This is a genomic window from Comamonas sp. SCN 65-56 (assembly GCF_001724135.1).
GTDB lineage: Bacteria > Pseudomonadota > Gammaproteobacteria > Burkholderiales > Burkholderiaceae_C > Comamonas_C.
The window spans coordinates 47,143-61,019 of record NZ_MEDS01000001.1; the positions used below are offsets into that span (position 1 = coordinate 47,143).

General features: G+C 67.7%; 10 protein-coding genes and 1 tRNA gene. 2 read left to right on the top strand and 9 right to left on the bottom strand.

Going from position 1 to position 13,877, the window contains the following annotated elements; all coding sequences use genetic code 11:
* Positions 1-28: 28 nt before the first annotated feature.
* The 8 genes from ABS45_RS00245 to trxA all read right to left on the bottom strand — a co-directional run bounded on the left by ABS45_RS00245 (position 29) and on the right by trxA (position 7,495).
* The gene (locus tag ABS45_RS00245) at positions 29-280 is read right to left on the bottom strand and encodes a hypothetical protein (protein WP_291551609.1); all 252 of its coding nucleotides are present in this window, start codon (positions 278-280) and stop codon (positions 29-31) included.
* Between the two features lie 82 nt (positions 281-362).
* Entirely contained in the window at positions 363-1,817 is a 1,455-nt protein-coding gene (locus tag ABS45_RS00250) for a TolC family outer membrane protein (RefSeq protein WP_291551611.1), read from the bottom strand.
* A 188-nt stretch (positions 1,818-2,005) separates the two neighbouring features.
* Positions 2,006-2,096 (bottom strand) — tRNA-Ser (locus ABS45_RS00255).
* 23 nt (positions 2,097-2,119) lie between these two features.
* Positions 2,120-3,487 carry an MATE family efflux transporter gene (locus tag ABS45_RS00260; RefSeq protein WP_291551612.1) on the bottom strand — a complete coding sequence of 456 codons (1,368 nt, stop codon included), beginning with the start codon at positions 3,485-3,487 and terminating at the stop codon, positions 2,120-2,122.
* Between the two features lie 2 nt (positions 3,488-3,489).
* On the bottom strand, positions 3,490-5,208 hold the full coding sequence (locus ABS45_RS00265) for a hypothetical protein (RefSeq protein WP_291551613.1): 1,719 nt from the start codon (positions 5,206-5,208) through the stop codon (positions 3,490-3,492).
* Positions 5,209-5,314: 106 nt separating this feature from the next.
* Positions 5,315-5,569, bottom strand: a complete 255-nt coding sequence (locus ABS45_RS00270; RefSeq protein WP_291551614.1) for a type B 50S ribosomal protein L31 — start codon at positions 5,567-5,569, stop codon at positions 5,315-5,317.
* 92 nt (positions 5,570-5,661) lie between these two features.
* Entirely contained in the window at positions 5,662-6,924 is a 1,263-nt protein-coding gene (rho, locus tag ABS45_RS00275) for a transcription termination factor Rho (protein WP_291551615.1), read from the bottom strand.
* 238 nt (positions 6,925-7,162) lie between these two features.
* On the bottom strand, positions 7,163-7,495 hold the full coding sequence (trxA, locus tag ABS45_RS00280) for a thioredoxin TrxA (RefSeq protein ID WP_291551617.1): 333 nt from the start codon (positions 7,493-7,495) through the stop codon (positions 7,163-7,165).
* Between the two features lie 134 nt (positions 7,496-7,629).
* Between trxA and ABS45_RS00285 the strand changes: the two genes are divergently transcribed.
* Together ABS45_RS00285 and ABS45_RS00290 are read left to right on the top strand one after the other, a co-directional pair.
* Entirely contained in the window at positions 7,630-10,104 is a 2,475-nt protein-coding gene (locus tag ABS45_RS00285) for a PD-(D/E)XK nuclease family protein (RefSeq protein ID WP_291551620.1), read from the top strand.
* A complete protein-coding gene (locus tag ABS45_RS00290) occupies positions 10,101-13,466 on the top strand; it encodes a UvrD-helicase domain-containing protein (RefSeq protein WP_291551623.1) in 3,366 nt (1,121 codons plus the stop codon). Before ABS45_RS00285 ends, ABS45_RS00290 begins: the two co-directional genes overlap by 4 nt.
* 90 nt (positions 13,467-13,556) lie before the next feature.
* Here ABS45_RS00290 and ABS45_RS00295 read toward each other — a convergent pair whose 3' ends face one another.
* Positions 13,557-13,877 carry a transcriptional regulator gene (locus ABS45_RS00295; RefSeq protein ID WP_291551626.1) on the bottom strand — a complete coding sequence of 107 codons (321 nt, stop codon included), beginning with the start codon at positions 13,875-13,877 and terminating at the stop codon, positions 13,557-13,559.

The following is a 13,877-nucleotide window of genomic DNA, read 5'->3' on the forward strand; positions in this document are numbered from 1 at the left end:
GGGCGCCATGGGATCGGATGGTCAGGGATCAGAGCAGGCCGTCGTCGTCGTCGCCGATCAGGTCAAGGCTGTCGCGCAGGCGGGCGCGCGCGCGCCGGCGCTGGTCCAGCTTGGCCACGGCTTCGGGCGGAAGATCGGTCAGTCGCAGCGTGCCGTTGGCGAGGAGAGCGTCCACCAGGTCTTCCAGCACCCGGATGAAGTCTGCATCCAGCGCCGACAGCCGCTCTTTGGGTGCAGGCTCGTCGTCGGCGCCGCGGGGCTTGCCTGTGGATTCGGACATGAAGACAGGTGCGGTGGGGGCGGCAGGTCCGGGCCTTGCGCCAGGGGTGCCGCTTGCGCCCGAAGTGGATCCGCCGGTTGTGTCAGTGCTGCACGGGAGCGAGGTTGCCAGTGTCGGGCACGCTGGCCTCGCAGGCTTTCACCGCGTCATCGGGCAGCACCAGGTCGGCCTGTTCTTCCGGCTGGCTGTCGCCATAGGGCTGTGTGAGACCGAGCGCGGGAAGAATCCGGCTGGCGTTGGTGAGCCACTGGTACTCGTATTTTTTCAGATCCGCTTCCGCATTGACCTGGGCAATCTGTGCCTGGAACAGCTCGTTTTGCGTGTCCAGCAGGTCGAGCAGCGTGCGCTGGCCGATCTGGAACTGCTGGATGTAGGCGGCATGCACCTTGGCGGTTGCCAGCGCATGCTCGCGCAGGAAGGGCAGCTGCTGGCGCAGGCGCACGATGTTGTCCCAGGCTACGGCCAGGTTTTGCTGCACGTTGCGGCAGGTGTAGTCGCGCACGTCCTGCGCCGCGTAGGTCTGCGCGGCCACCTGGCGGCTGCGTGCATCGTCGGCGCCGCCGCGGTACAGGTTGTAGGTCAGCAGCAGCTGGATGCTGGAGCTTTGAATGTTGCTGGCAGGGCCGGCGGCGCTGAGCATCTCGCGGTCACGTCCGGTGCCTGCGCGCAGCTCCAGCTTGGGTGCGTAGTTGCCCTTGGCCATCTCCTGCACGGCCTGGGCGGCCTGGACCAAGGCCTGCTTGGAGAGAATCGTGGTGCTGACGCGCAGTGCCTGATCGAAATCCTGCGCGGTGCCACTGGGCATTTTGGCGGCGTCCACGGCGGGTGCCGGATCCAGCGTGGCAGCCGGGTATTCGCCCACCACGCGGCGGTAGCGCTGCGATACGTCGTTGAGATTGCCGCTCTCGGTCATCAGGTTGACCTGCGCCAGCGCCAGACGCGCATTGGCCTGCTCCAGATCGACGCCGCGCCCGACGCCGGACTGCTGGCGCTGACGGATCTGATCGAGCGAGGTTTTGTGCACCTGGTAGTTGTTTTCCGCCAGCGCGCGGGTCTTGCGGTAGCGCTGTACGTCCAGGTAGGCGATGACCACGTCGTTGGCCAGCGACTCGCTGGTGGCGCGCAGGTCGTAGAACTTAGACAGCCGCTTGAAGCCGTAGTTGTTGATCAGGTTGCTGGTGATGCCGCCGTCGTACAGCAACTGGTTGAGCGTCAGGCTCCAGCCCGGGCGTGTCCAGTCGAACGAGGGCGAGCCCGGCACGTTGCTGCGCCACTCACGCCCGATCCACGCCTGGGCGTCCACCTGCGGGCGCCAGCCGCCCTTGGCGATGTTCTTGTCCTCGACCGAGGAAACGAAATCGTGGTAGCGCGCCTGCACTTCCGGGTGCACGTTGATGGCTTTCTTGACGGCATCGGGCAGTGTCTGCGCGGCAGGCCCGGCCGCAGGCTGGGGTGCTGCAGTCTGGGCGCCGATGGTGCAAGAAACGGCGGCCGCACCAACCGCGGCCAGCATGTGGATAACGAGTTTTTTCTTCATCATTTGCTTTCAGTCGATAACAAGCCGTTGCAGTGCGGCGCGTATGCGAGCGTAACTGAAAACGCGCGGGCACAAATCGATACGGCGCGATGGATGGTGAAGGATTGTTTTCTCACGCCACGGCTGCGTGGCGACGGCGCGTGAGCGGTGCATGGCAGGGCTGCACAGGAGGCGGCAGCGCGGTTTTCTGGCGGAGAGGGCGGGATTCGAACCCGCGGTGGGCTATTAACCCACACACGCTTTCCAGGCGTGCGACTTAAACCGCTCATCCACCTCTCCGCAGAATCGGCGATTGTAGCGGTTCACGGTGGCGATTTTTTGCCTTCGTTACGGCCCGTGTGGGAGCGCAGTGCAATCAGCAGCAGCCCGCCAAAGGCGATGGCCGTGAGCAGCAGCGCCGCGGCGCTGGCGCCCCAGAAGGGCGCGGGCGAGTGCCACGGCCCGAAGCCGGCCCAGCCGTGGTAGGCCAGTGCATAGCCGCCGCCCAGGCCCAGACCCCAGAGCAGCACGCCATAGACGAGCAGCGGCATGAGCGTGATGCGGTAGCTGCGCAGCACGAAGATGCACAGCGTCTGCATCGCATCGGCGATGTGGTAGGCAGCGACCCAGACGAGCAGCGGGCCGGCAAGCGCGCGGACCTCGGCACTGGTCGTATAGAGTGCGCTCAAGGGCTTTTTTGCTATTACGAGAATAGCTGCCAGCGCAATACCCATAAGCGCTGCAGCCATGGAACCCTTGAAAGCAAGACGTGCAGCCTGAGCCTCATCGCCGGCGCCGCGGCAAAAACTCACATGCGCGCTGACCGCGATGGCGAGCGACAGCGGCACCATGTAGAGCACGGCGGCGACGTTGGCGGCGATCTGGTGCGCGGCGGCGGCCAGCACGCCCTGGCGGGCGATGAACAGTGCCATCAGCGTGAACGAGGTGACCTCCACCATGACCGAGAGCGCGGCGGGCAGGCCCAGCCGCAGGAAATGGCCCTGCTGCGCGCGGTCGGGGTGTTCGATCGCTTGCCACAGCGCGAGGGCGCGGAAGGCGTCCTGACGGCGCAGCATCACCAGCGCCACGGCCAGCAGCGCGTAGTTGACGACGAAGGAGGCCCAGGCGCAGCCGGGCGCGCCCTGCGGGGCAAGGCCGGCGCCGCCGAAGGTGAACCACAGCGACAGCGGGACCTTGAGCAGCAGCGAGCCCATTTGCAGCCAGGTGACGAATTGCGGCCGGTCCACCGCCTGGCTCAGGGTGCTGTAGATGCGAAACAGCAGCGCCGGCGGCAGGCCGAAGGCGAGGATGGCGAGGTAGCTGCGCACTTCGCCGCGCAGCGCGGGCGGCACTTCGGTGGCGCGCAGGATGGCATCGGGCGAGAGCAGCACGGCCATGCCCAGCAGCGATGCCGCCAGCCACAGGTACAGCGACTGGCGCACGCTGGCGCCTATAACCAGCGGGCGGCCGGCGCCGTGGTGCTCGGCCCAGATCGGCAGCAGCGCCTGGAACAGCCCCATGACGGCGACATAGACGCTCACGAACACCGCCGAGCCTATGGACAGCGCGGCGAGTGAATCCTGCGAATAACGCCCGGTGACGATGGTGTCGGTCACGCCAAAGGCCATGACCGCCAGCTGGCCCACAAGCACCGTGAGCGCGTGCTGTGCGATGCCCGAACGCTTGCGCATGGTCAGTGGGGTGTTCGACGCAGCAGCGTGAGCTGGTCGCGCCGGTCGGTGGGCCGCGCGACGATGGCTACCTGCTGCCAGTCGTTCGGAGCCAGCGCTTCAAGCAGTTGCGCGTCGGCGTCCGGATCGACGATGGCCCAATCGCACTGGTGCACCTGCGCCGGCGCGGCGATGTTCAGCCCGCCCTGGTAGATTAGCGCCGCGACCAGGGGCTGATCCAGCCCGTAGCCGGCCACGCAGTCGCTGGCCTGCAGCGGGATGTCGGCGTGCGCTTCGGTGATGGCCTGGCGCAGCAGCGCCACCTGGGGCGCGTAGCTGCGGCCGTAGTTGAGCAGCGGCAGCCACAGCGTCATCAGGAGCACCCAGCCCAGCGTGGCCCCGCCTGCCGGAAGAACCAGGCTTTTCCAGAGGGCGGCGCGGTGGCGTGCGGTGCGCCAGCGCACCAGGGCGCACCAGGCGATCGTGCTGGCCAGCGCCACGGCGAACGGCAGCAGCGCGAAGTGGCTTGCAAACCCGGGCGCCAGCCGCGCCACGTTGGCCGCTGGCGTGGCCGGAATGCCGGTCTGAACCGCCAGCCAGATGACCCAGACGGTGATGGCGGCCACGCTGAAAAACAGCAGCGTGAACCAGTCGATGATGGCCGAGACACTGCGCGTGAGCGTGGGCAGCGCGAACGCGGCCAGGGCCGCAAAGGCGGGCAGCCCCTGCAGCAGGGCGCGATCGGCGGGCGGTGCCAGGCAGGTGACGGCGAGCGCCACGCCGCCAAACCACAGCGGTAGCAGCAGGTGGTGCGCGCGTGCGGCGATCAGGTGGCGCCAGCGCCACAGCGTCCACAGCGTGAGCAGCCAGGTTGGCCAGATGAACCAGAGCAGCAGGCGCGGGATGGCGAGCCATTCCTGTGCGTTCCCGGGCAAGGCAATGCGCCAGTGCCAGAGGCCGAGCCAGGTGGCCCAAGCCGCGACCAATGCGGTGCAGGCAAGCAGCAGGACTGCGCCGCGCAGGCGTGCAGGTTGCGGCCCATCGCGCCCATCGCTGGCGAGGGCGACGCCGGCGCTGCCAGCGCCCAGCAGCAGCGCCAGGCTTGGTGCGCCGCTGAAGGTCAGGCCGAGCAGCCCTGCGGCTGCAGCCACGCCCGGCAAGGCGCAGCGGCCGCGACGCAGCGCCGCCGCGGCATACAGCAGCAGCGTGGTGCCGACCAGCTGCGTGAGGTTGCTTGTGGTCTCGTGCGAGAACTGCGCCAGCCCCAGCGAGGCGATCAATGCCAGCAGACCGCCATCGGCGATGGCGCGGGCGTAGCCGTGCGGATCGGCCTCGCCGCCAAAGGCAAAGGCCACCGGCTGGGCCAGCGGGCTGCGCGCCAGATGATGGATCGCATGCCAGGCGACGACAAGGGTGAGCGCCAGCAGTGCGATGAAGGGGATGCGGCTGGCGACTTCAAGCGGCAGCCCATCGCCCAGCAGGCGCATCGCGCCGGCGCCCAGCCACAGTGGCAGCAGGCCGCTGGTTTCCGGCGGCTGGCCGGCCAGCAGCGGGGCGGTCCAGTCAGTCTGGCCCAGCGCCATGGCGCGCATGAAGCCGAAGGCCTGCATGTCGTCGCCGCGCCAGGGATCGCGGCCGAAGAAGCCGGCGAGTACGTAGGCGCTGCACAGCAACAGCAGCACCCAGCGCGGCAGTGACCGCACGGCAGCTTGGGCGACGATGGCGGGGGTGGGGCGTATCACGGCTTGCAAGCCGGCAGAGTAGCCGACAAAAAAGGCAGCGCGGCGTGCCGGGCTGCCTTGTTGCGCCGGGGCGGGCTGCCCGCTGAACGCGTTTGCCGAGGGGTGCTTACTTGGCCGCGGTACGGCCGAAGCGATTGCGGAATTTCTCCACGCGGCCCCCCATGTTGTCCACCGACTTTTGCGTGCCGGTGTAAAACGGATGCGATTCGCTGGAGGTATCGAGCTTGTACAGCGGGTATTCCTTGCCCTCGAAGGTGTCGGTCTCGCGCGTGTTCACGCACGAGCGGGTGACGAACTTGAAGCCGTTGGAGAGGTCCACGAACAGCACTTCGCGGTAGTCGGGGTGAATGCCTTCACGCATGATGGATTCCTTGGGTGGTGTGGTTCGGGAGCCGTGCTGCACCGTGCAGCGTACTTTCCGGGAAACTGCGCATTATATAGAAAATCGAAAAATCAACCGCCTCGGCGCATGGCCTCGAAGAAGTCGACGTTGCTCTTGGTCTCGCGCATCTTCTTGATCATGAGCTCCATGCTCTCGATCTCGTCCATGTTGTACATGAACTGGCGCAGGATGCGGGTCTTTTGCAGCACCTCTGGCGACAGCAGCAGCTCTTCGCGGCGCGTGCCGCTCTTGTTGAGCTCGATCGCGGGGAACACGCGCTTTTCGTACAGGCGCCGGTTCAGGTGCAGTTCGCTGTTGCCGGTGCCCTTGAACTCCTCGAAGATCACCTCGTCCATGCGGCTGCCGGTATCGACCAGCGCCGTGGCGATGATGGTGAGCGAGCCGCCTTCCTCGATGTTGCGCGCCGCGCCGAAGAAGCGCTTGGGGCGCTGCAGTGCGTTGGAATCGACGCCGCCGGTAAGCACCTTGCCGGAAGACGGCACGACGTTGTTGTAGGCCCGCGCCAGGCGGGTGATGGAATCGAGCAGGATGACCACGTCCTTGCCCAGCTCCACGAGGCGCTTGGCGCGCTCGATCACCATCTCGGCCACGTGCACGTGGCGTGTGGCGGGTTCGTCGAAGGTCGAGGCGATGATTTCGCCCTTGACCGAGCGCTGCATCTCGGTTACTTCCTCGGGGCGCTCGTCGACCAGCAGCACCATCAGCGTCACGTCCGGATAGTTGGCGGTGATCGCGTGTGCGATGCTTTGCATCATCACCGTCTTGCCGCTCTTGGGCGGTGCAACGATCAGCGCGCGCTGCCCGCGGCCTATGGGCGCGATGATGTCGATGATGCGGCCGGTGATGTTTTCCTCGCCCTTGATGTCGCGCTCAAGCTTCATGTGTTCCTTGGGGAACAGCGGCGTGAGGTTCTCGAACATCACCTTGTGCTTGTTCTTCTCGGGCGCGTCGCCGTTGACCTTCTCCAGCTTGTTCAATGCGAAATAGCGCTCGCCGTCCTTGGGTGTGCGTACCTCGCCCTCGATCATGTCGCCGGTGTGCAGATTGAAGCGGCGCACCTGGCTGGGGCTGATGTAGATGTCGTCGGTGCTGGCGGTGTAGCTGGTGTCGGGGCTGCGCAGAAAGCCGAAACCGTCGGGCAGGATTTCGAGCACGCCATCGGCAAAGATCTGTTCGCCGGTCTTGGCGCGCTTCTTGATGATGGCGAACATCAGCTCCTGCTTGCGCATGCGGCCGCCGTTTTCGATGTCCAGGGCTTCGGCCTGCTTGAGCACTTCGGAAACGTGCAGGGCCTTCAATTCGTTCAGGTGCATGAAGAGACTCCGGTCAGGGAGTGGCAATGTCGGGCAAAGGTGGGAGGGTGGCTGTTTTGCCAGAGGAGCATCCGTCGGTCGGGATGTTCTGGCTAGCCGGTGATCTGCATGCCTGCCGCGCGTCAGATGGTGCGTGGCGGTGATCAGGGGGGATTATGACAGCAAACGCCCGTCGCGAGGACGGGCGCATGGGCGAGGTGCTGTCAGCGGCGGCGGGGCGCCGCCACGCGATGGCCGATCAGCCGAGGTTCTGGTCGAGGAATTCGGTGAGCTGGCCCTTGCTCATCGCACCCACCTTGGTGGCGGCCAACTCCCCGTTCTTGAACAGCATCAGCGTGGGAATGCCGCGGATGCCGAATTTGGCCGGCACCTCGCGGTTTTCGTCCACGTTCATCTTGGCGATCGTGAGCTTGCCCTGGTAGGTGCCGGCCACTTCATCCAGAACGGGGGCAATCATCTTGCAGGGGCCGCACCAGGCCGCCCAATAGTCGACCAGCACGGGCTCGGTGGATTTCAGGACGTCGGCGTCAAAGCTTGCGTCGGAGACATGTTTGATCAAATCGCTGGCCATGGCATTCCTCAATGGCGTGAACAAGGGGGTAGATTCGGCGGATTGTGACAGAAAAGCATGAGGCTCGTGTCTGCATGGTTGCTATTGAAGTTGAAGCTGAAAGCGCTTTGAAACCTCGGATTTCAATGGGTTGGATGGATCAGGTCCAGACGCTTGCGATCGAGCGCGGCGCGCATTTGGCGCGCACCGTGGTGTTGCTGCCATACGCCAATCTGCTGGCCCCCGCGCGGCAGATGTGGGCCTCGAAGTTTCCCTCGGGCTTTGCGCCGCGTTTTGAAACCACGCGCAATTGGGCGGCTGAGCTCACCCTGTTCACGCCGGGGGCGGACGATCTGTGCGGCCAGCACGGGCGCGATTGGCTCACGGCGCAGACGCTGCTGGAGCGCGCCGGGCTGCGCGGCGAAGCGGCACGCCTGGCCGGGGTGCTGCTGGAGCAGGCGCAGCAACTCGTCCCCCTGGCGGCCGCCTGCCCCCCCGCGCGCCGCGGCGAGTGGCTGGCGCAGGCGCATGCCGTGCTGCCGGGCGCGAATGACGGGGCGCTCGCGCTGGAAGCGGCGCTGGCGCGCACCGCAGCGGCCTGGGTGGGCACCTCGGGCTATGCCACCGATGTGCTGTTTGACGAGCGCACTGGCCGCAGTCTGGATGCGCTCTTCATCGTGCCCGGCCTGCAAGCCGATGCGCTGGCTGACGCGCTGGCGGGGCATTGGGCCGCCAAGACGCAGGTGCTCGCGCCGCTGGCCGCACCGCCGCAAGGCCGGGTCGCGCTGCACGCCGCGCAGGATGCCGAAGACGAAGCCGAGCGTGCCTGCGCCTGCGTGCTGCGCCATCTGACCGCGGGCCGCACGCCGGTGGCGTTGGTGGCGACGGACCGCCTGCTGCAGCGGCGCATCAACGCGCTGCTGGCCACGCGCGGCGTGCGTGCAGGCGAGCTGCTGGCCGATGAAACCGGCTGGAAGCTCTCGACCACGCACGCCGCCGCCGCGCTGATGGCGCTGCTGCGCGCCTGCGCGCCGCAGGCATCGACCGATGCGGTGCTCGATGCGATCAAGCGCGCCCCGGCGTGGGCTGCCATCGACCACCGTGCGCTGGAGCGCCGCCTGCGCAAGGGCGCGGTGCGTGGCTGGCGCAGGGCGGCGCTCTTGGCGCAAGGCGATGCGCTCGTTGAACAGGTGCAGCTGCTGCGCGAGCGCATGGCGGCCAGCCGCACGTTGGCCGATTGGCTGCAGGCTACGCGCGTACTGCTCGAAGACTGCGGCCTGTGGAATCAGCTCGCCGCTGATGAAGCCGGTGGCGAGCTGATCGCCGCGCTTGGCCTTTCCGACGAAACCTTCGCCGACTGGCGCGCCTGGCCCCAGTCCGCGCGGCGCATGACGCTCGCCGAGTTCACCCACTGGCTGCGCGAGGCGCTGGAGGGTGCGAGCTTTCGCCAGCACCACAGCGGGCAGGCGCAGGTTGTGGTGCTGCCGCTGGCGCAGTTGCTCGGTCGCTCGTTTGCCGCGCTGGTGCTGCCTGGTGCCGATGAACAGCACCTGCCCGCTGCGCCCGAGCCCGCCGGCGTGTGGACGGCGGCGCAGCGCCGCGCGCTCGGTCTGCCCACGCGCGAGGCGCTGCAGCAGGCGCAGGCCGCAGCCTGGGCGCTGGCCATCGCGGTGCCCGAGGTGGACGTGCTCTGGCGCCAGGCCGACGACAGCGGCGAGCCGGTGCTCGCCTCACCCCTGGTGGGGGCGCTGCGTTTGGCCGTACCCGCGGCGCTGCACGCGGGGCAGGATGCGCGCGTACCGCAGACCGTCGCCGCCGCGCCCACGCCGCGCCCGCTGCCGGTGGGTGCGCAACTGCCCGCGCAGCCGCTCTCGGCCAGCAGCTACGCGCAGTTGCGCGATTGCCCCTATCGTTTTTACGCGCTGCGCCAGCTCGGGCTGCAAGACGAGGGCGAGCTGGACGTCGATCTGGACAAGAGCGATTGGGGCACCTGGCTGCACGCCACGCTGCGCGCCTTTCATGAGGCGCTGCAGCAGCGCCCCGACGCCGACCGCCATGCACTGATCGAGCAAGCCGCAACAGAGGTCACGCAATCGCTGGGCCTGGTGCAAGACGACGGCGAGTTTTTGCCCTTCGAAGCCGCGTGGCCCGAGCTTCGCGATCGTTATCTGCGCTGGCTCGAAGGACACGAGCAGCAGGGCTACACCTTCGATCGCGGCGAAGTGGATTTCAACGAACAGCGCGGCCCGGTGCGGCTGCGCGGGCGCATCGACCGCATCGACCATGCGGGTGCAGGCACCACGCTGCTCATCGACTACAAGACCGAATCACAAGACAAGACCAAGGCGCGCACCAAGCCCGGCAGCGAAGACGTGCAACTGCCGTTCTACGCTCTGCTCTCGGGCGATGAAGCGCCACGCGCCGCCTACCTCAACCTGACCGAGCGCGAGCAGCCCACGCTGTTCGAGCTGGCCGACATCGAGCAACGCGCCGCCGATCTGCATGCCGGCATGGCCAAGGACCTGCGCCGCATCGCCGAGGGCGCGCCGCTGCCCGCACTGGGCGAGGGCAGCGTCTGCGACTGGTGCGAGGTGCGCGGCCTGTGTCGCAAGGATTCCTGGAGCGCATGACCATGGCCGCCGCCTATCAGCACAACGGCGCGCCCTGCACGCGCGAACACTTTTACGCTGTCGCTTGCGATCCGGCGCGCAGCATCGTGGTCGAGGCCTGCGCCGGCGCGGGCAAGACCTGGATGCTGGTCTCGCGCATCCTGCGCGCGCTGCTGGGTGGTAGTGCACCGCACGAGATCCTGGCCATTACCTTCACCAAAAAAGCCGCGGGCGAGATGCGCGCGCGGCTGCTGCAATGGCTCACGGACTTCGCCCACGCCCATGCTGAGGAAACACCCGAAGCCTGGGCCTTGCGCCTGCAAAAGGAACTAATTTCAAGAGGAATCGACCCTCAGGCCGCGCTGGACAATCGTGAGCAGCTACGGAATTTGCATGCTAGCCTGCTTGGCCATGGCCGCCTGGTACAGATCCGCACCTTCCATGGCTGGTTCGCCGCGCTCTTGAAGGCCGCGCCGATCTCGGTGTTGCAAGACCTGGGCCTGCCCACCAGCTACGAGCTGCTGGAGAGCGACGAAGATGCGGTGGCCGAGGTCTGGCGCCCCTTCCTGCGCGCCGTGGCGGCAGACGAAGCGCTGGCGCTGGACTATCGCGCGCTGGTCGCCCAGCTTGGCCGCCACAACGCGCGCAAGGCGCTGGAATCGGCGCTGGCGCGGCGCACCGAATTTGCGTTGGCTGACGAAGCCGGCTGCGTCGAAGGCGCGGTAGCGGCATTCGACGTGCTCTATCCGCGCCTGGCGGGCGTGGAGGAGCCCAGCGATTGGCTGCTGGCGCGCGCGCCGGGCCGCGCCCTGCTGCTGGAAGCCGCCGAGGCACTTGCGCCCTTGGCCAAGACCTACGCGGAAAAAGGCGTGGAGCTCAAAAGCGCGCTGCAGGCCGGGGATTGGGATGCGGTGGTCGCCGCGCTGTTCACGCTCAAGGGCGAGCCGCGCGCGTTCGCCAAGGACAAGACGCCGCCCATCGTGCGCAGCGCGCAGGACGAAGTCGCGCTCGTGCGCGCCGCGTGCGAGCAGCAGCAGGCGCACCAGCACCAGCAGCGCATGGCCCGCCTCACGCGGGTGCTGCTCGCGTGCTTTGCGCAGCTCAAGCGCGAGCGCGGCTGGGTGGACATGAACGACCTGGAGCGCGCCGCCTTTACGCTGCTCGATCGCCACGAACTCTCCGCTTGGGTGCAGGAGCGGCTGGACGCGCGCATCCGCCACCTGCTGGTCGACGAGTTCCAGGACACCAACCCGCTGCAGTGGCAGGCGCTCAAGGCCTGGCTGGCGGGCTACGCGGGTGCGGGCGGCGGGCAGGGCGCGCCCGGTGTGTTCATCGTCGGCGATCCCAAGCAAAGCATCTACCGCTTTCGCCGTGCCGACCCGCGCGTGTTCGCCGCCGCGCGCGACTTCGTCGTGCAGGCGCTGGGCGGCGAACGCCTTGCCACCGACCACACGCGGCGCAACGCCCCCGGCGTGCTCGCAGCCGTCAACACCGTGATGGGCGCGGCGCAGGACGCGGGCGAATTCAGCGACTACCGCGCGCACACCACCGAAAGCGCCGAGCCCGGCCGGGTGCTGGCGCTGCCCCTGATCGCCCGCCCCCCCAAGGCGGGTGCTGGCGACGCCGCCGAGCCCGGCACCTGGCGCGACAGCCTCACCACCCAGCGCACCGAGCTGGAAGACACCCTGCGCACGCTCGAATGCCGCCAGGCCGCGCGATGGATTGCCGGGCGCATCGCGGCGGGCGTGCCATCGAAAGAAATCATGGTGCTGGCGCGCAAGCGCGAGCCGCTCACGGTGCTGCAAACCGAGCTGCGCCTGCTCGGCATCGCCTGCGAGCAGCCCGACAAGAGCTGGCTCGCGGACCAGCCCGCGGTGCTGGACGTGCTTGCGCTGGTCGATGCGCTGCTTTCGCCGGGGCACGATTTGATGCTGGCGCGCGCGCTCAAGTCGCCGCTGTTTGGCCTGCAGGACGAAGACCTCAAGCGCATCGCCCTTGCGGTGCGCGCGGCGGGCGAGCCGCGCCCGGCGTGGCTGGATGTGCTCTCGAATGTAGAGCTGCAAACGCTGAATGGAAAAGCGCTGCATGCCGATTTGATGCGATACTGCCAGTGGCTCTTCACGCTGCCGCCGCACGACGCGCTGCAAGCCATCTTTGCCGAGCGAGACGCCCCCGCGCGCTTTGCCGCTGCCGCCCCGCCGCCCGAACGCGCGCGCACCGTGGCGCATCTGCGCGCGCTGCTCTCGGCTGCGCTCAGCGTGCAGGGCGGTCGCTTTCTCACCGCCTACCAGTGGCTGCACGCCATGCGCCGCGAGCGCCTGCCCGTGCCGCGCCACGCCGCGCCCGAGGCGGTGCGCCTGCTCACCGTGCACGGCGCCAAGGGGCTGGAGGCCGACGAGGTTCTGCTGCTCGACAGTGCCTCGGGTCTTTCCACGCGCGGCGAGCCCGAGGTGCTGCTCGCCTGGCCGGGCGACGCGCCCGCACCCGAACAGTTTGTCTTCCTCGCCAAAAGCTCGGCCCCACCGGCCAGCGCGCAGGATGTGCACGCCGCCGAAGCCACCGCCCAGGCGCGCGAGGAACTCAACGCCCTCTACGTCGCCATGACCCGCGCGCGCTCGGCGCTGGTGCTCTCGGGTGTGGAGCCGCACACCCGCCCCAGCGGTACCTGGTGGCAACGCCTGCAACCGCTGGCTCAGGCCTTGCCCGCACAGCCAGAGGTGGGGCCCGCATCATCGTCGGCCCCGACCCTCACGCTTCTGGTCTTGCCCCCTCTCCCCTTGGGAGAGGGCAGGGGTGAGGGCTTTTTTCATGAGCAAAACCGACCAGTAGCGCCCGCCACACAAGCGCTACCAGCTATCCAATCAGAAGCATCGCCAGACAGCGACACTTCGCGCATCGGCCAGGCCATGCACTGGCTGCTGGAGCATGCGGGCGAGATCGCGAGCGGCTGGCTGCCAGAACGCCTGGCGCACGCGCGCAAACGCTTCGCCCTCGACGCCGCGCAGACCGCGCAGGCCGAGGCGCTGGCGCGGCGCATCTTCACCGGCGAAGCCGCATGGGCGTGGTCGGCGGATGAAGTGCTTCAGGCTTTCAACGAGGTGGAAGTGGTGCACGAGGGTGAGCGCCTGCGCATCGATCGGCTGGTGCGCCGGCGCGCCGGCGCGCATGGTCCAGAGGCGTGGTGGGTGCTGGATTACAAGAGCGCTGCGCACCCGGAGCGCGATGAGAGCTTGCAAGCGCAGTTGGCGCGCTATCGTGTCGCCGTGGAAAGTCGGCATCCGGGAGAGGTGGTGCACATGGCGTTCGTCAGCGGGAACGGGGCGGTGCTTGTAGCGAGCGGTGACCGGTTGATTTCCGACGATGGACACGAGCCTCAGCAATGAAAATCCAAGCGGGCGGCAAGGGGCTGTTCGTCGATGCCATTGATACGCAGGCGTTTGGGCTGAGCGGTACCTTGCTTGCCGACGTCCTGCCTATTGCGGCTGCGCTGTCACGCGTAGTGTCAGCCCGGCATGGCGCTGCAGGTGGCTGATGACGCTGAACAGATTGCGCGCCTGAGGGTTGCCGGTCGGGCCGAACATGCGGATCAGGCTCTTGGGCGATGAGCCGGTCTCGGCGCCGAGTTGCTCAAAGCCGACCGTTGCCTTGATGTAGTCGCGCAGGATCGTCTTGCCGCTGTCCACGTCACCGGCCAGCAGGGTTTCGATGCCTTCCTTGAGCAGGGCATCGCGAAATTGCGGATCAGCCTGAACGCGCGCCAGCACCGTTTCCTTGAAGTTTCGTGTCAGAGCCAT

Coding starts and splice junctions, on each gene's coding strand:
- ABS45_RS00245 (WP_291551609.1), bottom strand. CDS start 280: ATGTCCGAATCCACAGGCAAGCCCCGCGGCGCCGACGACGAGCCTGCA.
- ABS45_RS00250 (WP_291551611.1), bottom strand. CDS start 1,817: ATGAAGAAAAAACTCGTTATCCACATGCTGGCCGCGGTTGGTGCGGCC.
- ABS45_RS00260 (WP_291551612.1), bottom strand. CDS start 3,487: ATGCGCAAGCGTTCGGGCATCGCACAGCACGCGCTCACGGTGCTTGTG.
- ABS45_RS00270 (WP_291551614.1), bottom strand. CDS start 5,569: ATGCGTGAAGGCATTCACCCCGACTACCGCGAAGTGCTGTTCGTGGAC.
- rho (WP_291551615.1), bottom strand. CDS start 6,924: ATGCACCTGAACGAATTGAAGGCCCTGCACGTTTCCGAAGTGCTCAAG.
- trxA (WP_291551617.1), bottom strand. CDS start 7,495: ATGGCCAGCGATTTGATCAAACATGTCTCCGACGCAAGCTTTGACGCC.
- ABS45_RS00285 (WP_291551620.1), top strand. CDS start 7,630: ATGGATCAGGTCCAGACGCTTGCGATCGAGCGCGGCGCGCATTTGGCG.
- ABS45_RS00290 (WP_291551623.1), top strand. CDS start 10,101: ATGACCATGGCCGCCGCCTATCAGCACAACGGCGCGCCCTGCACGCGC.
- ABS45_RS00295 (WP_291551626.1), bottom strand. CDS start 13,877: ATGGCTCTGACACGAAACTTCAAGGAAACGGTGCTGGCGCGCGTTCAG.